Genomic DNA, 19,485 nt, shown 5'->3' with positions numbered 1-19,485 from the left:
GGAGAACCGACCGTGCCCGCCACGCGGTTCACGCCGTTCAGCAGATTGAAGGAAACGTCGCATGAGGTATTTCCACCTGCTCGTCGTCGGCAACGGGATCTCGGCGTACGGCAGCTACCTGAACATGGTGGCGCTGAACGTCTTCGTCTACGACGTCACGGGCAGCGCGATGGCCGCCGGGCTCTTCATGGCCGTACGCCTGGTGACGAGCGTCGGGTCGGGCTTTGTGAGCGGCCGTCTCGTCTCGGCCTGCGACCGCAAGCGGCTGATGGTCGGCGCCGACCTCTGCCAGGCCGCGGCGCTGCTGACGCTGCTGCTGGCCCCCGACGGGGCGCGTCCCGGGCTGCTGTACGCCCTCGCCGTGGTCACCGGCGGCTGTTCGACGCTCACCCAGGTGGCGCTGCGCAGCAGTGTCCCGGCGATCGTCGGCGACGAGCACCGGGCCCGCGCCAACGGTCTGCTGGTCATCGGCCGCTCGCTCGCCATGATCCTTGGCTTCGCCTCGTCGGGCGTGGTCGTCGCGCAGCTCGGCTACTCCGCGGCGTTCGCGCTCGACGCGGCGACCTTCATGGTCTCCGCGACTGTCATGTTCCTGCTACCCATCCGCACGAGGGCGGCCTCGTCGGAGGCGGCCACCGACGGCGGCCCGGCCGGGTCCTCCGGCGCCGCCCGATGGACCGCCCGCGTCCTGCTGCGGACCGCTCCGCTGCTGATGGTGATGATCGTCATCCGTGCGGTGGACGGGCTCGGCTCCTCGTCCCACAACGTCGCCCTGCCGCTCTACTCCCACGGCCTGGATCCCGGCCATCCGGCTGCGTTCATCAGCCAGTTCTGGGCGACGTGGGCGATCGGCAACATCGTGGCCCAGCAGGTGTTCGGCCGGGTGGCCAAGAGGACGGGCCGGACGCCGGGCGAACAGGCATTCGCCCTCGGGGCCTGCGTGATGTCGGCGGGGTTCATCGTGGTGTTCAGCGGGCTGCCCACCGTACCGACCGTCATCGCCGCCCTTGTCGCGGGGGCCGCCGACGGGTTCACCGAGATCGTGTACGTGACGAGGCTGCAGGCCGCTCCCGACGAACAGCGCGGCCGCCTCTTCGGACTCTCCGCCTCGGCCGAGAACGCCGGCTTCGGTCTGGGGATGCTCGTCAGCGGGGCGCTGCTGGAGACCTTCTCGCCCCTGCAGGTGGTGGCGGCTTTCCACGGCCTGGCCATCGCCCTGTGCGCCACCCTGTTCGTGGTGCTCCTCGGACGGGCGGGCGCGGCCACCCGGAACGAGGAGGAACCGGTCGGCCGGGACAGACCGGCGGCGGCGGAGGAGGGGCACGGTCGATGACGAGGCACGCCTCCGACCCCCGCATCGCCGTGATCGGCATGGCCTTCCGGCTGCCGGGCGCCGACACCCCCGAAGAGTTCTGGCGCGTCATCCGCGACGGCACCGACTGCGTCACCCGGTTCACGGACCAGGAGCTGGCCGTCGCCGGTGTCCCGGCCGAGCAGTACCGGGAGCCGGACTTCGTCGGCGTGTCCGGTGTATTGGACGACATCGCCGGTTTCGATGCCCGGCACTTCGCGATGAGCGCCCGCGAGGCCCAGCTCACTGATCCCCAGCAGCGCATGTTCCTGGAGTGTGCCCAGCACGCCCTGGAGAATGCCGGGTACCCGGACGAGCGGGACGGCGGCCGCGTCGGCGTCTACGCCAGTACGGGCTTCCACCTGTACTCCCTGCAGAACTACCTCCTGAACAACGTCCTGCCCCGGCGGGCCGTCAGCGACTGGCTGACCGGGTTGCAGATCACGATCGGCAACTACACCGATTTCACGGCCACCCGCGTCGCGTACCGGCTCGGTCTCACCGGCCCGGCCGTCAGCGTGCAGACCGCCTGCTCCAGCTCCCTGGTCGGTGTGCAACTCGCCGCGCAGTCACTGCTCATGGGCGACTGCGACATCGCCCTGGCAGGTGCGACCGCCGTCCACGTGCCTCAGGTGCTGGGCTATCGCCACGTCAGGGGCTCGATCCTCTCCAAGTCCGGCCGTCTGCGGGCCTTCGACGCCGACGCGGACGGCACGGTGGGCGGTACGGGCGTGGTGGCCGTCGTGCTGAAGAGGCTGGCACGGGCCGTCGCCGACGGCGACACCGTTCACGGTGTCATCCGCGGCTGGGGCGTCTGCAACGACGGCGCCGACAAGAAGGCGTTCACCGCGCCCAGCGCGCGGGGCCAGCACGTGGCCATCCGGCGGGCCCTGAAACGTGCGGGTGTCGGTGCGGAGACCATCGGCTACCTGGAGACCCACGGCACCGGCACGTTCAAGGGCGACCCGATCGAGTTCGAGGCCGCCGCCGCCGCGTTCCGCGAGGACACGGACCGGACCGGCTACTGCGCCCTCGGCTCGGTCAAGGCCAACGTCGGCCATCTCGACGTGGCGTCCGGACTGACCGGGCTGGTCAAGACCCTCCTGGTCCTCAAGCACGGGGTCATCCCGCCGATGGCGAACTTCAGCCGGCCCAACCCCGCCCTCGATCTGGACGGCAGCCCGTTCTACGTTCCCCGGGCCGTCCTGCCCTGGCCCGAGAGCGACACCCCGCGCCGCGCGGGTCTGACATCCCTCGGCGTCGGCGGCACCAACGTCCATCTCGTCCTGGAGCAGGCCCCCGAACCCGCGCCCCGTTCCGGCGGCGCCGCCGCGCCGGACGTGCTCCTGGTCTCCGGGAGCAGCGCGGAGGCCATGGCGGCCAACGCCCGCGCCCTGCGCGACCGGCTGCGGGAGCGGCCCGGAACGCCTCTGGCGGATCTGGCCACCACCGCCGCCCTCGGCCGCGTTCACGGACGCCACCGGCTCGCCGCCCGGGGCGCGGCCCCGGCCGCTCTCGCCGCCGCCCTCGACGCCTGGCTGGTCGGCGCCGAACCGGCGGCGGTGACGACGGGCACGGCGCCGCGGGAGGGCGGCCCCCGGGTGGCGTTCCAGTTCACCGGGCAGGCCAGCCAGTACCCCGGCATGGCCGCGTCCCTGTACGAGCGCTTCTCCTTGGTACGCGAGGTGCTCGACACCTGCGAGCGCCGATACCGCGTCCTCACCGGCGGCTCCCTGCACACCGAACTGCTCGGCAGCGGCTCCCGGAGCGGCGGGCCGTGGCACACCGACACCGCGCAGCCCGCCCTGTTCGTGCTGCAGTGCGCCCTCGTCCGATTGTGGCGCGACGCCGGTATCGCTCCGGTCGCGGTGACCGGGCACAGCGCCGGGGAGTACGCGGCGCTGTACGCGGCCGGCGCCCTGTCGCTCGACGACGGTCTGCGTCTCACCGCCGCCCGCGGCCGGCTGATGCAGCGGCTCTGCGCGCCCGGCGGGATGGTCGCGGTGGCGCTCGCACGGGACGCCGCCTCGGCGCTGGCCGCCGAGGTGCCCGGCCTGGAGCTGTCCGTGACCAACGGGGAGCATGCCCAGGTGCTGGCCGGTCCCACCGCGGCCGTGGACCGGCTGTGCGCGCTGCTGACCGAGCGCGGCGTACCGGGCGAGCCGCTGCCGGTGGACCGCGCCTTTCACACCGCTTTGATGGAACCCATGCTGGAGGAGTTCCGGGCGGTCCTGGGCGAGGTGACCTTCCGGCCGCTGCGGACCCCGTTCGTGAGCGGGCTGGACGGCCTGACCCGCTCCCGCGGCTGGGTCCCGGACGCCGACTACTTCGTCCGGCACTCCCGTGAGGCGGTCCGCTTCGACGAGGCGCTGCGCGGCATCGGCGGACACCGGGCCGACGTGCTGCTGGAGATCGGGCCGCACACCACGCTCAGCGCCCTGGCGCGCCGGGCGCGGCCGGATGTGCGGTCGGTGCCGTCGCTGCGGCGCGGCACCGGGCTCGACGCGCTCTGGGGGGCGGCAGCCGCGGTGCACTGCGCGGGGGCGGACGTCGACTGGAGCCTGTTCCTGGCCGGCTGCGGGGGCAGAAGGGTCCCGCTGCCCGGTTACCGATTCCAGCACGAGGACCACTGGGCAGGGCCTCCCCCCACGGGCCTGCCGACCGGGAAACCAGCGAGAGAAGGAGCCGTCATGACCCAGCACGACGCAGTGATCGAGCACGTACTTTGCAGCATCATCGAGTCGACCGCCCGGCACCTCAGCCATGATCCGTCGGCCGTCTCCGGTGAGACACCCTTCTTCGACCTCGGCGCCGACTCCTTGCAGATGATCAGCGTGCTGCGCGAGCTGGAGCAGGAGCACCACGTCAAGGTGACGATGCGGGAACTGTTCGAGGAGACGGGCACGCCGCGCCGGCTCGCGGAGCTGATCGCCGCCCGACGGCCGGGAACGCAGCCGGTGTCGCCGGTTCCCGGGCCCGAGCCGGCCCGGGAACCGCGGCACGTCGCCCCGCAGGCCTCGTCCGCGCCGGAGCCGACTGCACCGCGGCCCCGGCCCGCCCCGGAGCCCTCCCTCACCGTTCCCGAGCCTGCCCCTGCCCCTGCCGACGCTTCCGGGTACGCCACCCGCCAGGAGCTGGAGGAGCTCGCCCAAAGACTCCACCAGATATCCCAGATACAACTGCAGATGATGTCCCAACTGTCCCAGTTGCTCTCGCTCCAGACCGCTTCGGCGGCGCTCCGGCTCAACGGCGAGGCGGCCCAGCAGTGACCGGACTGAACGGCCTCTCCGCGGCGTTGGACCGGGACCTGGCGGCCATGGCCGAACTCTCGCAGCGCATCGCCGCGCAGGTGGGCTCCGGGGAGCAGCCCGCCGAGCCGCCGCGCACGCACGGTCCCCGAGTGGTCCTCGCCCGTACCTCCGGCATGGTCCAGGATGCCTCCCCGCGCTCCCAGCAGGAACACCTGCACGATCTCGTACGCCGTTACACCGCCAGGACCGCGACCTCGAAACGGATCGCCCAGCGCTACCGCCGTGTCCTGGCCGACAGCCGTGCCGTTGTCGGCTTCCGCAGCGCGACCAAGGAGATGCTGTACCCGATCGCGGGCCGCCGGGCGAGCGGGGCGCGGCTGGAGGACGTCGACGGCAACGAGTACGTCGACATCACCATGGGGTTCGGCGTGCTGCTCTTCGGCCACGAGCCGGGCTTCGTCGCCGAGGCCGTCCGCGAGCACCTCTCACGCGGCGTCCAGCTCGGCCCCCGCGCCATCGAGACCGGTGAGGCGGCCGAGTTGCTGGCCGGGCTGACCGGCATGGAGCGGGTGGCCTTCGCCAACTCCGGTACGGAGGCGAACTCCGCGGCCATCCGCCTGGCCCGCGCGGCCACGGGGCGCGACAAGATCGTCACCTTCACGGGGGCGTACCACGGCCATGCCGACACCGTTCTCGGCCGCTCCTCGGGCACCGGGGCGGATCGGGTCACCGTGCCCGTCTCCCGCGGCATCCCGCACGGCGCCGTCTCGGATCTGCTGGTCCTCGACTACGGCAGCGACACGGCCCTGGAAGCGATCGAGCAGCACGCCGCGGAGATCGCCGCGGTCGTGGTCGAACCGGTGCAGAGCAGGCATCCCTCGCTGCAGCCCGCGGAGTTCGTACGGAAGGTGCGCGAGCTGACCCGCCGCCACGGCATCGTGCTGATGTTCGACGAGATGCTGACCGGCTTCCGCCCCGCACTGCGCGGCGCGCAGGAGCTGTACGGCGTCACCCCGGACCTCGCCACCTACGGCAAGCTGCTCGGCGGCGGCTTCCCCATCGGGGCCGTCGCGGGCCGCGCCGACATCATGGACGGCGTGGACGGCGGCTACTGGGCGTACGGCGACGACAGCTACCCGCCCGCCGATACCACCTTCTTCGGCGGTACGTACATCCAGCACCCGGTGTCGATGGTCGCCGCGCGCGCCGTTCTGACGCATCTCAAGGAACACAGTCCGCACCTTCAGGAGCGGCTCAACACGCGGACCGCCGAACTCGCCGCGACGCTCAACGGCTTCTTCGAGGCCGAGGAGTTCCCTCTGCGGATGAGCCACTTCGGCTCCCAGTTCCGCTTCGAACACCGTGCCGACATGGAACTCCTGTACCCCCACCTGATGCTGCGCGGCGTCCACGTCTGGGAGTGGCGCAACTTCTTCCTGTCCACCGCCCATACGGACAGCGACATCGAGTTCGTCTCGGAAGCGGTGCGGGGTGCGCTGCGCGAGCTGCGGTCGGCGGGCTTCTTCCCCGGCAGCCGCCCGGTGGCCCGGTCGGCCGCGTCCCCGGCGTCGGCCGCACCGCCCACCGCGCCCACACCCGCTGAAGCACCCGCATCCGCCGAGGCACCCGCCGAAGCATCCGCACCCGCCACGGCGGCCTCCATGGCATGGAACTCGGCCGCGGCCGCCATGTCCCGCCCGGCACCCGCCGACGAGGCTGCCCGCCGCGCCCCCGCTTTCAGCGTCTACTTCTTCGGCGACTATCCGCAGGACGCCGCCGAGCCCCGGCACGGCAAGTACGAACTCCTCATGGAGACCGCCCGCTTCGCCGACCGGAACGGCTTCCACGCCCTGTGGCTGCCGGAGCGGCACTTCCACTCCTTCGGCGGCCTCTTCCCCAACCCTGCGGTGCTCGCCGCCGCGCTGTCCCGCGAGACCGAGCGCATCCGGCTCAACGCCGGTTCCGTCGTACTGCCTCTCCACGATCCGATCCGTGTCGCGGAGGAGTGGTCGATGGTCGACAACCTCTCCGGCGGACGCGTCGGCATCGGCGTCGCCAGCGGCTGGAACGCCAACGACTTCGTCTTCTTCCCCGACCGCTTCGGCCGGCACAAGGAGGTGATGTACGAACAGCTTGAGCAGGTGCGGGGCTTCTGGCGCGGTGACGCGCTGCGGCGGACCACCGGGGACGGCGAGCGCGAGGTGCGGCTCTTCCCGCGGCCCGTGCAGGACGCCCCGCCCATGTACACCGCGGTGGTCGGCAATCCGGCCTCGTACGAGTTCGCCGCCCGCCACGACCTGGGCGTCGTCACCAACCTGATGACGCAGAGCGTCGAACAGCTCCGGGAGAACATCGCCCGCTACCGCCGCGCCCGGGCCCGGCACGGCCTGGACCCGGACGCCGGGCGGGTGGCCGTCCTGCTGCACACCTACCTCGCGGCCGACCACGACACCGCGCGGGCCGAGGCGTACGAGCCGCTGTCCCGCTACATGCGTGCGTCCCTGTCACTGTTCAGCGGCGTCACCAACAGCCTCGGGCACAGCGTCGACCTCTCCACCCTCAGCGAGGAGGACCTGGAGACGGTGTTCCGCCGCGCCTACGGCCGCTACTGCGACCAGCGGTCCCTGATCGGCACGGCGGACAGCGTCCGTCCCGTGGTGGACATGGTGACCGCCGCGGGAGCCGACGAGATCGTGGCCCTGGTCGACTTCGGGGTCGCACCGGACGCGTTGCGCGTGGGTCTCCCGCATATCGCCGTGCTGCGCCGCCGGTATCAGGAGGGCCCGGAAGAAGCCGGGCCGAACGCCACCGCGCTGGCCGCCTCCGCGTCGGCCGCCCCGGAGCCCGCGCCCGGTGACACGCCCGAGGACGCCCCGCTGTCGCAGGGGCAGGAGAGGATCTGGTTCGTCGAGCACCTGCTTCCGGGGCGTACCGCGTACAACGAGGTCAAGGCGATCCGCCTCGACGGCCCGCTCGACGTGCCCGCCCTGCGCGCGGCCCTGCGCGGCCTCGTCGCCCGCCACGAGGGGCTGCGCACCGTCTTCCGGGAGACCGGAGAGGGGCCGCGGCAGGTGGTGCGGGCGCCTGCCGAGCCGGACTTCGAGGTCGTGGACGGTGCCGGTGGCCCGCAGGACGTGCTCCGGGAGGTTCTGGCGGCGGAGAGCGCCCGCCGCTTCGACCTGACGGCGGGCCCGCTGTTCGTCACCCGGCTGGTCAGGATGGCCGACGAGGAGCACGTCCTCGTCCTCTCCCTCCACCACATCGTGGTCGACGCGGCCTCCGCCACCGTCCTGAGCCGCGACCTGTCCGCCCTCTACCGCGCCGAACGCGATGGCGCCGCTCCCGCGCTGCCCCGGCTGACCTGGAGCTACGCCGACTACGCCCGGGAGCGGGCGGCGGCCCTGGACATCCCCGGGACCGCCGAGGACCTGGCCTACTGGCTGCGCACGCTCGGCGGGGACCTGCCCGTACTGGAGCTGCCCACCGACCGGCCGCGGCCCACGCCGATGACCTCCAACGGCCGGGCGGTCTTCCGCACGCTCGACCCGGAACTGTCCCGGCGGCTGCGGGAGCTGAGCCGCCTGCGCCGGAGCACCCTGTTCATGACCCTCCTCGCCGGGTACGCGGCGATGCTGCACCGGGTCACCGGGCAGGAGGACATCATCATCGGCACCCCGGTCTCCGACCGGCCCGAGCGGGCCGGGGACCTGCTCGGTTTCTTCGTCAACACCCTCGCGCTGCGCTTCGACCTCTCCGGCGACCCCACGTTCGGCACGCTGCTGGACCGGGTGCGCACCGTCGCCCTGGACGCGTACGACCACGCCGGTGTGGCGTTCGAGACGGTGGTGCGCGAGCTCGCCCCGCCACGGAGCGCGGACCGTACCCCGGTGTTCCAGGTGCTCGCCGAGTACCAGCGGACCGAGCCGTTCCGTTTCGAACTGCCCGGCATCGACGCCACCCCGCTGGACGCCGGCCCGGACAAGGCCCTCACGGATCTCACCTTCTACTTCACCGACCAGGCACAGGGCATCCGCTGCCACCTCGAATACAACACCGACTTGTTCGACGCGGACACCGTCGAGCGGTTCTTCACCACCTTCCGGGACCTGCTCGCGGCAGCGGTCGTCGCCCCGGAGACCCCACTGTCCCGGCTCGCCGCGACGGCCGCCGAGGGTGATCCCGTACCGGAGTCCTGGCAGCGCGGTCCGTCCCGTGCGCTGTCGGACGGCGGCGTCCACGAGCTGGTGGCCCGGCAAGCCGCCACGAACCCGGACCGCACGGCCGTGGTCAGCGGCGACACCGTTCTGACATACAGTCAACTCAACGAGCATGCTGTACGGTTGGCCGCCGTCCTGAGGGAACGGCACGCGGAGGGCGGTGACACCGACACGGTGGCTCTGTGGTTGCCGCGCTCCGCCGACCTCGTCGTGGCCATGCTCGCGGTGCTCAGGACGGGACGCGCGTATGTGCCGCTCGATCCCTCCCTGGGCCGGGCACGCGCCGAGCAGGTGATCGCCGAGTGCGGAGCCCGGACGGTGGTGTCCACGCCGGCCGGGGCGGCCGCGCTGGCGTTGCCCGGCGGAGTGACCGTCGTGGCACCCGACGCCGTCCCTCGGCACACCCCTCCCGCCGCGGCCGCCGCCGGCCACGCATCCCTGTGCTGCGTCCTCTACACATCCGGCAGCACCGGCACCCCCAAGGGCGTCGCCGTGCCGCACCGCAGCGTCGTGGACCTGTGCCGGTGGCACCACCGGCGCTTCGCCTTCACCCCGGCCGACCGCAGCGCCGTCGTCTGCAGCCAGAGCTTCGACGCCTCGATCCTGGAGATCTGGCCGGCGCTGACCGCGGGAGCCTCGGTCACCATCGCCGACGAGACGGTCCGCAGGGACCCGCTCGCCCTGGCCCGCTGGTACGCCGGACAGGGCGTCACCTTCTCCATCCTGCCCACAGCCCTGGGCGAGGCGGTGCTGCGGCTCCCGCCCGGCGACCAGCCGCCGCTGCGCCATCTGCTGCTGGGCGGCGACGTCCTGCGCACCCGACCGCGGCCGGAGGCACCGTACGAGACGGTGAACGTGTACGGGCCGACCGAGGTCACCGTACTGTGCACCACGCAGACCGTGCCGCCTCGGGCCGAGGGCCCCGGCGGGACCGCCGGGACGATCGCGATCGGCCGCCCGGTCGACAATGTGCGCCTGCGCGTGACCGACGCGTCGGGCAACCCGGTGCCGGTCGGCACCGTGGGGGAGCTGTACGTCGGCGGCCCGGGCGTGGCCCTGGGCTACCTCCACCGGCCCGAGCTGACCGAGGAGCGCTTCCTGCCGGACCCGGACGGGGGCAAGGGCGCCCGCCTGTACCGCACGGGCGACCTGGTCCGCTGGACCCCGGACGGCAGGCTGGAGTTCCGCGGCCGGACCGACGACCAGGTGAAGATCCGCGGCTTCAGGATCGAACCGGAGGAAGTCTCCCTGACGCTCAACGGCCTGGACGGCGTGCGCGAGGCGGCCGTGCTGGCCCGCCGCGACGAACGAGGTGAAGCGTATCTCGCCGCGTACGCCGTCCCCGCCGACCCGGTCGACGACACCCCCGACGACCGGCAGGCCTTCGCCGACCTCATGGCTGACGAACTGGCCGTCCTGCTACCGGAGTACCTGGTGCCGCGCGCCTGGCGCGTCCTCGCCGAACTGCCCAGGACGGACAACGGCAAGCTGAATCGTTCGGAGCTGGCGCCGCCCGACCTCGTCACCGCCGCACCGCACCGGGAGCCGGGCGCGACGGGCGGGGCAAGGGAAGCCGGCCTCGGCACAGCCGTCGAGGGCCGCCCCCGTGCGGAGGTCGAGCGGTGCGTACGGGCGCTGTGGGCGGCCGAGTTCTCCATCGACGCCGACGGCATCGCGGCGGACGCCTCGTTCTTCGACCTGGGCGGCCACTCGATCACCGCGATGCGGCTGGTCAACCGGGCCCGAGAGGAATTCGGCACCGAGTACCCGATGGTGCGGTTCTACCAGGAGCCGACGCTGCGGGCCATGACCGACCACATGGCCGCGGAAGCGGGGGGACGCCGGCCGTCCGCGGCCCACATCGGCCCCGGCACCGTCGAGCACCGGGCGCCCGCCACCGAACAGCAGACCCGCTTCGTCTCGGTGCACGTCCGTCATCCTCTCCCGCAGGTCCTCAACGTCGCGATGCGGATCACTTTCTCCGGGGCCCTGGACGTGGCGGCGCTGCGCACCGCTCTGACCCGGCTCGTGGAACGCCACGAGGGCCTGCGGACCCGCTTCGCCGAGAACGGCGACGGCTGGCAGCAGGAGGTGCTCCGGCCCCGGCCGGTCGACCTGCCCGTCGAGGACCTCACCGCCCGGCCACCGCGGGAGCGGGAGGCCGCCGTGGAGCGGGCCGGTGCCGAGGCCGCCGAGACACCGCTCGACCCCGTCGACGGCATGCCGGTGGCGCTGCGTCTGCTGCGCATAGGCGAGAGCTCCTGGGTGCTGCTGTTCACCCTGCACCACGCCGTGTGCGACGGATGGTCCGTCAGCCTGCTGCTGAAGGAACTGGCCGCGCTCTACGGCTCGGCCGTCACGGGTGTCCCCCACGCCCTGCCCCCCGCGCCGTACCAGCCCACCGCGTACGCGCAGTGGCAGCGCGACCACGCCGAGCCGGGCAGCGACGAGCGGAAGCTACGGTTCTGGCTGCGCCAGTTGGACGGTGTGCCCTTCGACATCGACCTGCCGCTGGACCGGCCGCGGCCGACGACCCCGAGCGGGCGGGGCGGTGTCGTGACGTTCACCGTGCCCGGCGAGGTGCGCCAGGCCGTGGAGCGCCTCGCCCGAACGCGGGGCACGACCCCCTTCGTGGTCACGGCAGCGGCCCTGGGCCGGCTGCTGTCGCGGAAATCCGGGCAGCCGGACGTGCTGTTCAACATCTCCTACGCGAACCGTGAGCGCCGCGCGTTCGAGTCGCTCGTCGCCTGTACGGTCACGGGGTTCGCGCTCCGGATACGCGAGGGCGCGACCGGCTCTTTCGCCGCCCTGACGGACCAGGTCGCCCGCACCACGGTGGAGTGCATCGACCTGGCCATGCCAGTACGCCGGATCGCCCCGGTGATGCTGGAGCGGAAAGGCATCGCCGTGCCGGACAAGCTGGCCGTCGGCTTCGCCTATCAGAGCTCGTTGGACACCGACATCGAGCTGCCCGGCCTGACCGCGGCCGTCGAGGACCTCGCCCCCGCCGCTGCCCGGACGGAGCTCACCGTCGGACTCGTACCGGCCGGGGACGTGCTCTCGGGCTACCTGGAGTACTCGGCCGACCTGTGGGACCGCGCGACGATCGAAGGGTGGGCCCACGACTACACCGAGCTTCTGCGCAAGGAAGTCCGGCAGGCTCTCGACGACTGAGCGGACGGTCGCAGCCGCGACAGGGCACTCGGCCGAAACGGGCCGGGCGCCCGACGACCCGGATCGTCAGCACGCGAGGCGGTCCGGGTCTATCGGGCGATCGGCGGTTCCTGGGCCGACGTGACAACGGCTGCCAGGTCTGCGCCCGCTCGAAGCAGTGCAACGGTGCGCATGGCGATCTGGTCGAGACGTTGTTGCAGGATCCGCTGCGTTTCTCCCAGGCCGTCGAGCTGGTGCAGGGAGCCCATGATGTCGCGAACTGCGGGAATGCCGTAACCGGTGCCGCGGAGGGCCGCGACGATTCGGGCCGCTCTGATCGCTGAAAGCCCGTATCGACGTGCTCGCAGTGACGTCACTCGCTCGGGGATGACGAGCCCTTCCTGCTCCCAGAACCGCAGGGTTGAGGGACGGACATCGAGCGCTGCGGCCAGCTGCGTGATCGTCATCGCGTCGCTCTCGTGCTCGAACTCGGGTGCGTTCGTCTCCCCATGGATCGCACGCAACGCTTGTTGAGCACGCAGAGCCTCATCCCGTTCCCGCGCGAGCCGAACGTGCACCGCGCTGATCGCCGAGGCTGCCTCCGTGATCATCTCCGTCCGCAGCTCCGCGAGCATCTGCCGGGCTGCGACAGGCCCGACAGCACCGGCGAGTCCGCGATAGGCGCGAAGAGCATGCACGTGAGCTGATGTGTATGAACGGTAACCGTTGCTCGATCGAGCGGCTGGGGGAATGACTCCCAGCCGCTCCAGGTCGCGAACCTGTTGCACCGAGTACCCCGACTCTCTGGCGACATCGACTGTTCTCAGCGGTACTCGTCGCGAACCGCTTGTGGTCTCGTCCACCAGCCAACCCCACATAAGCACTTGAAGGTAATGCTTGAACCATGAGTATGGAACAGATCATCGCGACTGTGCGTGGCCTTGACGGCGCGCTCGTGTTTGTCCCCGAACCGGGAGGCGACTTCCCTGAAATCGCGTGGGGGGACGCGTTCTTCCACTACGCCCCCGACGGCCGGATACCCAAGAACGTTCAGCCCTACGGGACGATCGTCACCAAGAACTACCCCGACGACGCCGCTTCCGACCTGGACCCTCCGGGCCGCTGGCGCGTGAACGTCCACGTCGACCGCGTGATGTTCCAGGAGCTCACTGGAGAGGAGCCACGCAGCATCAGCCGCCCTCGCGACTACGCAGCCGCCGACAGTGTGATGCCGCATCCGGTATACGGCGCGCTCGGCTGGATCTCCGTCGTCAATCCCGGTGAGAGGACAACGGCCACAGTTGTGCAATTACTGCACAGCGCTCACGAGGCCGCTCGTGCGCGGTTCACGCGGCGACATGAACCAGGACCCGCCTGATGCAGCACTGGCACCACAGGTTTTGCACACGATGCTGTCGATCACACCGGCGCTGAGCTGCACAAAGTGGTTCCTACTCCCGTCGCGCCACGGGGTTACCCCCAGAGAACCCGGCAGACGGCCTTGGCTTCCTCGATCTGGAGGAGGGCCGGGCCGGTGGTGCCGGAAGAACAGCTCGGGGTCTTCGTCGCGACAGACCGCGTTGTGTCGCCAGTCCATGACGATCAGCCCCTCATCTGCGCGAGGGTGCGACGGGCGCGGCGACCGGCCCGGGCGGCGCGGGTCGCCTGCGGCGACGAGGTGGCGGACGAGTCCATGAAAGCAGCGGGGGTGGAATCAACGGAGTTGGCGTATCCGCCGTCGGCCCACACCGGACCGACCGCGCGGAAGCCGACGGCGAGCCGGGCCAGGACAGCGCGGCCTCCGGCCCGGTCCTGCACGGACGCGGAGGTGACCGCGACGACCAGCAGCAGGCCCATCGACCGGCCGCTCCACGCGCTGGGCGCCGCCCAGGTAAGCAGCCGCTCTCAGCGCTGCCGTGCCGTCGGCGGGATCCGGCCGCCAATAACACAACTCAGCCAGTCTATTAACCCGGTTCAGTTATGCTGCGACCCGGAATTCGTCGTCCGGTCGCGCCGGGCGGCGCGCAAGGCCGTCACTTCGGAAAGGTCGATCGATGACGTCACACGTCCAGGACACGTACGGCACCCAGGAGGCCGGCGGACTCGACGACGAGCTGGCCCTGGAGCGTGCGTACGTCGCGATGTGCCGCGAGGCGATGATCCGCCAGGTGGACGATGCCCAGTACCAGGTCGTCGCGGGCGAGGACGTGTCGGGCGACGGCGCGAGCGCCGAGGCGCTCGGCCGCTACCTGCGCACCCGCGCACGGCAGATGGCGGAGGAGCCCCACAGCCCGCTGTTCTTCGGCCGGCTCGCCTTCGAGGACTCCGAGGAGGCCGGGGACCACCGGCGGCAGCGGTATTACATCGGCCGCAGGCGGGTCTCGGAGCACCCGGCCGCACCGCCCCTGGTGATCGACTGGCGCGCGCCGGTCTCCCGCACCTACTACCAGGCGAGCGCCCTGGAGCGGCGCGGAGTCGCGGTGCGGCGGCGCTTCGGGTGGGCGCCGTGGAGCCACGGCGCTCCCGAGGACCTCACCGGGCTGGAGGACGAGCACCTCGACCACGCCCGGGGCGAGGACGGCGGGGACGCGGCGAGCGCGATCGTCGCCGCCGAGATCGAGCGGCCCCGCCTCGGTCCGATGCGCGACATCGTCGCCACCATCCAGCCGGAACAGGACAACCTGGTCCGCAGCGAGCTGAACGAGTCGGTCTGTGTGCAGGGCGCGCCGGGCAGCGGCAAGACCGCCGTCGGCCTGCACCGCGCCGCGTATCTCCTCTACACGTTCCCCGAGCGGCTGCAGCGCAGCGGTCTGCTGATCATCGGCCCGAACCGCACCTTCCTGCGCTACATCTCGGAGGTGCTGCCGTCGCTCGGCGAGATCGACATCGCCCAGTTGACGGTGGAGGACGTCGTCGCCCGGCACCCCGTGCGCCGGGTGGACTCCGAGGATGCCGGCGTCCTGAAGCACAGCGACCGTATGGCCACCGTCCTTGAGCGTGCGCTGTACGCCCGGGTGAGGCACCCGGAGGAGTCCATCGCGGTCACCGACGGCTCGTACCGCTGGCGGGTGGACTCGTACGACCTGGCCCGGGTCATCGACGAGGTGCGGGGCATGGGCGTGCCGTACGGGATCGGCCGCGAGCATGTGCGCTCGCGGGTGGTGAGGCTGATCCAGCAGCAGGCCGAGCGGCGGGCCGGCCCGAAGAGCGTGACATGGGCGCGGAAGATCGGCCGTTCGAAGCCGGTCGCCGCTCTGCTGGAGGCGGCGTGGCCGGTGGCGCGGCCCGAGGAGGTCGTGGCCACGCTGCTGAGCGATCCCGCGGTGATGGAGGCCGCCGCGGACGGGGTGTTCGACGCCGCCGAGCAGCGGGCCCTACTGTGGGCCAAGCCGCCGCGGTCGGAGAAGAGCGCCACCTGGTCGGTGGAGGACATGCTGCTGCTCGACGACGTCGCGGGGCTCATCGAACGCCCCGAGGGCTACGGCCATGTGGTCGTGGACGAGGCCCAGGACCTGTCGCCGATGCAGTGCCGGGCGATCGCCCGACGCAGCGCGTTCGGCTCCCTCACGGTGCTGGGCGACCTGGCCCAGGCGACAGCGCCCTGGTCGGCGCGGACCTGGCAGGAGCAGCTGACGCACCTGGGCAAGGCGCAGGCCACGGTCGTCCCGCTGACCACCGGCTTCCGTGTGCCCGCCGCGGTCATGGAGCTGGCCAACCGGCTGGTGGGCGCCCTCGGTGTGGACGTGCCGCCGGCCCGCTCGCTCCGCCATGACGGCGAGTTGAGGGTCAGCGCGGTCGACGACGTGGCGTCCGCCACCGTGTCCACGGTCCGCGCCGCCCTCGACCGGGAGGGGTCCGTCGCCGTCATCGCCGCCGACGACGCGGTGGCCGCCACGTCGGCGGCCCTGCGCAGGGCGGGCATCGAGACGGCGACGGCCGAGGAGGTCGGCACCGCCGCCCGGGTGACCGTACTGCCCGCGACGGTCGTCAAGGGCCTGGAGTACGACCATGTCGTCGTGGTGGAGCCGGCCGCGATCGTGGAGTCCGAGCCGCGCGGACTGCACCGGCTCTACGTCGTGGTGACGCGTGCGGTGTCCCGGCTCGACGTCCTGCACGCCCGGCCGCTGCCGGAGCCGCTCGTCGCCTGACGGCGGCCTGTCCGAGACGTGCGGCCCGGGGACTCCCCCGGCCGCATTTTTCTTACGCCTCTTTGAAGAACCCCAAGGCAGAAAGTTGCCCTGGCTTTCGAAGTTGGCCGAATTGCCGTTCTCGAAGGTCACACTTGCGCCAAATCCCTGTGGCGATGACCACTGAAGGCCCCCGGACTGCCTGATATTGCAGGATGGCCGAAGACCTACCGAAGCCTCGGCACCATAGGGAGCATCCTGCGGATGTCCCTCGTCGGACGGGGCGTACAACTCACCCAATTACATGACCTGCTGGCCGCACGCGACGGCGGAGCGGGTCCGATCGCCCGGTCAGTGGCTCTGCCGGGGTCGGCAAGACGCTCTCCTGCACGAATTCACCCAGCGCGCGGCGAAATCCGGTTCCCTCGTCCTGAGAGCGGCCTGCTCTCCGAGGGAACGCGCCAACGCATGGGGTGTGGTCCATCAACTACGACGCCGCGGAGGTGCTGGAGCTGGTCGACCACCAGCTGGCCGACGACCCGGGCGAGGAGGGTGTGGCCGAGGTGCGGGCGCTGCAGCGGTGGCTGTCCGTGCTGTGCCCGCCGTTCCACCGACGGATGTTCGGCGATGTGTCCCCGACGCCGCCGACGAGATCGCCCCCGCGGCGATCGCCGCGGGGGCGCGGGCTGCAGGCGGCCACCGCCCTGTCCGTCGTCCTGCGGGGCGGCGAACCCGGGCCGGCGGTGGTCGGCGCCGCGCATGTGCTGGAAATGTCCAGTCTGACGTCGGCGCTGGAGACCATCCCGCTGGCGCTGACGACGCTGTTCTACGCCGACCGCACCGAGCAGGTCGACGCATGGTGCGCCACGCTGCTGGAGGCGGCCCGTGAGCGGAACATCCCCACCTGAGACGCGCTGCTGTCCTCGCTGCGAGCGGCGAACCTCATCCGGCAGGGCCGGCTGCTGGAGGCCGAGCGGCACAGCGACGTGGCCCTGTCGCGGATGTCGTCACGGGGCTGGGGCTGAGCATCGGCCTGCCACTGGCGAGTTCGGTGTACGCGCTGACCGCGATGGGCCGCTACGACGAGGCGCGGGCCCGACTCGGCCAGCCGGTGCCCGAGGCGGTCTTCCAGAGCCAGGGCGATCCCCCCCAGCCCCCACCACCGGGAGCGCACCGACCTCTCGGTGGAGGCCGCTGTTGTCCTGATGCCCTTCCCTCGCCGCGGGCGGCGCTCCGTCCGGCCCGTCCGTCTTCCGCTGGAGGTCACTGGAGCAAATTACTTAACCAAGTCAATTCACAGACTCGGTCACCTGATTGCCTAAGTAAGGGATGTGCTAGGATGACCTGGTGAATGCGCCGATGGGCTTGCGGGAGCGCAAGAAACAGCGAACGCGAGAGACGATCTCCGACACGGCGATCACGCTCTTCCTCGAGCACGGGTTCGACCAGGTCTCGGTCGTCGATATCGCGTCTGTCGCCGAGGTCTCCAAACCCACGCTGTTCAAGTACTTCCCCACCAAGGAAGACCTGGTCGTCCACCGCTTCGCCGACCACCAGACGGTGAGCAGCACCGTCGTCGCGGAGCGGCCGCCCGGGGTGTCCGCGATCGACGCCCTGCACCGGCACTTCCTGGACGGACTGGCGGCCCGGGACCCCATCACGGGGCTCAACGACGACGAGGACGTCCTCGCCTTCCATCACCTGGTGTACTCCACGCCGAGCCTGGTGGCGCGCGTCAGCCAGTACCTGGCCCAGGCCGAGGAGGCGCTCGCCCAGGCCCTGGTCGACGCGCTCGACTCCGACCGCGAGATCACGGCCGCCCTGCTGGCCGGCCAGGTCATCGCCACCGAGCGCATCCTGGCGTCTGCGAACTGGCAGCGCATCGTCGCCGGCCGGTCCGCGGACGAGGTGTACCCCGAGGCGGTGGCCGACGCCGACCACGCGTACGAACTGCTGCGCCAGGGCCTGGCGGGGGCAGCCCCCCAGAAGTGAGAACGACAACGACGACGGCGCCGCCTCCGAAGAGGCGGCGCCGTCGTCGTTCTGCAAGCGTCCGGTTTCTCCTGCGCAGCCGGTGGGACAAGGCGCTGGAAGCCGTCCTGGAGGACCTGGAGTTCGCGTGGGGCCGGTACCCCGAGACGTCGCGCTTGATCAGCAGGCAGGTGCCCGTCGGCCGAAGCAGGCAGGCGGGCACCAAGAGGGCTGATCAGCGATCACGTGTACCGGCACTCTCCCGCGCCGCGAAGGACGTGGGCGACACCCCCGGTGAGTACGCATCGAGACTGCACTCGCCGCCTGTCACCCGCCGATGGTCGCGCAGGTCCTCTTGCGTGGGGCACGGCGCACGATCTGAGCCCGGTGGTGGGCCGTTACAGGACGGCTACGGTGAACGGCCGGTCTGCGCCCTTGCCGCTGCTGTCGCTGGTGACGACGGTGATGGTGTGGGCGGCGTTGCCGCAGTAGGAGTGCGGCGCACCGATGGCGGTGATCTCTCCTCGGAAGTTGTTGAGCGTGGCGACGATCGCCGCGGTGGAAAGGTTGCTCACGGCGCGGGACGCGACCTTGACGCAGTAGGTGGCAGCGGCGCTGCCTCGGGTGACCGACTGGACGTTCTTGGTGCCCAGGAGCTTGGCGTCGGAGGAGACCTTCGCAGCGGCGCGGGCGTAGGGGGCGTCGATGTCGGCAGCCGAGGCGGTGCCGGACAGAACGGTCAGAGACGTCGCTGCTGCGAGAGCGAGCGTGAGGAGGCGGCTGGTAGCCGGGGTCGTGGTGCGCATTTTCTTCTTCACAGCCTTTGCTGTAGAGCGATTACAAACAGCGGTAGTTTCGAGGTCGCGGGCAGCCGTTTGTGAGTTCTGCGGCACAAGCCCCCCAGACGAAGGATGTGGCACGTCCCGCTTGACCACGTCTCCGCCTGTGGTCGGGGCTGATTCGAACAACTCCAGGACATGATGTTGTCGAAACTCCTGAGCATCTGCTGTCGGTCATGAACAGAGCCGCTGGGCGGACGGAGTGTCCGTCGGACGGGGGAGGTGTCCTTGCCTCCGCCGGCCGCGTCGTCCTGGTCCTCGGTGCGCTGGGCGGGGAACCGGCCGGAGCTCCGGTCCGCGCGGGCCAGCAGGGCCGGGGAGGGATCGCCGTGGGCAGGCGGCTGGAGGCCGCGGCCCTCCGGGGCCGGGGCAGTGGTGTCGGCGTGCGCGCTCCGGTGAGTGCGCCCGGGTTCCAGCCTCGTGAGGGAGGCGGGGATGTGCCGGACTATCACCTGTCGGGACGGGTGATTCGGAGGGGGCGTGAATGCGGTCGGGGCGGTCGTGGCAGTCGGCCCTGCCCGTACTGCCGGGGCGCATGGCGTCGAGGTCGCGAGATGGGCGGGAGTCCGAGGTCGA

10 protein-coding genes and 1 pseudogene are annotated in these 19,485 nt (G+C 71.5%); 7 read left to right on the top strand and 4 right to left on the bottom strand.

What is annotated here, in order from left to right; translation table 11 throughout:
• Positions 1-61: 61 nt before the first annotated feature.
• From ACGF2V_RS18100 to ACGF2V_RS18090, 3 genes are read left to right on the top strand one after another with little or no spacing between them, the layout of a single operon-like run.
• Positions 62-1,333, top strand: a complete 1,272-nt coding sequence (locus ACGF2V_RS18100; RefSeq protein WP_362707038.1) for an MFS transporter — start codon at positions 62-64, stop codon at positions 1,331-1,333.
• Positions 1,330-4,620, top strand: coding sequence for a beta-ketoacyl synthase N-terminal-like domain-containing protein (locus tag ACGF2V_RS18095; RefSeq protein ID WP_362707035.1), 3,291 nt, complete (start codon positions 1,330-1,332; stop codon positions 4,618-4,620). Before ACGF2V_RS18100 ends, ACGF2V_RS18095 begins: the two co-directional genes overlap by 4 nt.
• A 47-nt stretch (positions 4,621-4,667) precedes the next feature.
• Positions 4,668-11,993 carry a MupA/Atu3671 family FMN-dependent luciferase-like monooxygenase gene (locus ACGF2V_RS18090; RefSeq protein WP_362707097.1) on the top strand — a complete coding sequence of 2,442 codons (7,326 nt, stop codon included), beginning with the start codon at positions 4,668-4,670 and terminating at the stop codon, positions 11,991-11,993.
• 89 nt (positions 11,994-12,082) lie between these two features.
• Here ACGF2V_RS18090 and ACGF2V_RS18085 read toward each other — a convergent pair whose 3' ends face one another.
• Positions 12,083-12,850, bottom strand: coding sequence for a MerR family transcriptional regulator (locus ACGF2V_RS18085; protein WP_362625654.1), 768 nt, complete (start codon positions 12,848-12,850; stop codon positions 12,083-12,085).
• 32 nt (positions 12,851-12,882) lie between these two features.
• Here ACGF2V_RS18085 and ACGF2V_RS18080 point away from each other — a divergent pair, with 32 nt between their 5' ends.
• Positions 12,883-13,350, top strand: coding sequence for a DUF6194 family protein (locus ACGF2V_RS18080; protein WP_362625714.1), 468 nt, complete (start codon positions 12,883-12,885; stop codon positions 13,348-13,350).
• A gap of 110 nt (positions 13,351-13,460) precedes the next feature.
• Here the strand turns inward: ACGF2V_RS18080 and ACGF2V_RS18075 are convergent.
• Together ACGF2V_RS18075 and ACGF2V_RS18070 are read right to left on the bottom strand one after the other, a co-directional pair.
• A pseudogene (locus ACGF2V_RS18075) lies at positions 13,461-13,569 on the bottom strand (WhiB family transcriptional regulator); the annotation flags it as partial.
• A gap of 5 nt (positions 13,570-13,574) precedes the next feature.
• Entirely contained in the window at positions 13,575-13,829 is a 255-nt protein-coding gene (locus tag ACGF2V_RS18070; protein ID WP_362707033.1) for a hypothetical protein, read from the bottom strand.
• 197 nt (positions 13,830-14,026) lie between these two features.
• Between ACGF2V_RS18070 and ACGF2V_RS18065 the strand changes: the two genes are divergently transcribed.
• The 3 genes from ACGF2V_RS18065 (at position 14,027) to ACGF2V_RS18055 (ending at position 18,091) form a co-directional block, all read left to right on the top strand.
• Positions 14,027-16,120, top strand: a complete 2,094-nt coding sequence (locus tag ACGF2V_RS18065; RefSeq protein WP_392912625.1) for a HelD family protein — start codon at positions 14,027-14,029, stop codon at positions 16,118-16,120.
• Between the two features lie 452 nt (positions 16,121-16,572).
• Positions 16,573-17,007, top strand: a complete 435-nt coding sequence (locus ACGF2V_RS18060; protein ID WP_362707030.1) for a hypothetical protein — start codon at positions 16,573-16,575, stop codon at positions 17,005-17,007.
• Between the two features lie 439 nt (positions 17,008-17,446).
• Complete coding sequence (locus ACGF2V_RS18055) at positions 17,447-18,091, top strand: TetR family transcriptional regulator (RefSeq protein ID WP_362707027.1); 645 nt, start codon at positions 17,447-17,449, stop codon at positions 18,089-18,091.
• Between the two features lie 377 nt (positions 18,092-18,468).
• Here the strand turns inward: ACGF2V_RS18055 and ACGF2V_RS18050 are convergent, their stop codons facing one another.
• Complete coding sequence (locus ACGF2V_RS18050; protein WP_362630787.1) at positions 18,469-18,888, bottom strand: hypothetical protein; 420 nt, start codon at positions 18,886-18,888, stop codon at positions 18,469-18,471.
• Positions 18,889-19,485 lie beyond the last annotated feature (597 nt).

The sequence above is a fragment of the Streptomyces sp. NPDC047982 genome (genome assembly GCF_043204165.1).
Classification (GTDB): Bacteria; Actinomycetota; Actinomycetes; order Streptomycetales; family Streptomycetaceae; genus Streptomyces.
Note: the sequence above shows the minus strand (reverse complement) of the source record. Positions and strands in the feature narration are given on the sequence as shown.

Coding starts and splice junctions, on each gene's coding strand:
- ACGF2V_RS18085 (WP_362625654.1), bottom strand. CDS start 12,850: ATGTGGGGTTGGCTGGTGGACGAGACCACAAGCGGTTCGCGACGAGTA.
- ACGF2V_RS18070 (WP_362707033.1), bottom strand. CDS start 13,829: ATGGGCCTGCTGCTGGTCGTCGCGGTCACCTCCGCGTCCGTGCAGGAC.
- ACGF2V_RS18095 (WP_362707035.1), top strand. CDS start 1,330: ATGACGAGGCACGCCTCCGACCCCCGCATCGCCGTGATCGGCATGGCC.
- ACGF2V_RS18065 (WP_392912625.1), top strand. CDS start 14,027: ATGACGTCACACGTCCAGGACACGTACGGCACCCAGGAGGCCGGCGGA.
- ACGF2V_RS18100 (WP_362707038.1), top strand. CDS start 62: ATGAGGTATTTCCACCTGCTCGTCGTCGGCAACGGGATCTCGGCGTAC.
- ACGF2V_RS18090 (WP_362707097.1), top strand. CDS start 4,668: ATGGCCGAACTCTCGCAGCGCATCGCCGCGCAGGTGGGCTCCGGGGAG.
- ACGF2V_RS18080 (WP_362625714.1), top strand. CDS start 12,883: ATGGAACAGATCATCGCGACTGTGCGTGGCCTTGACGGCGCGCTCGTG.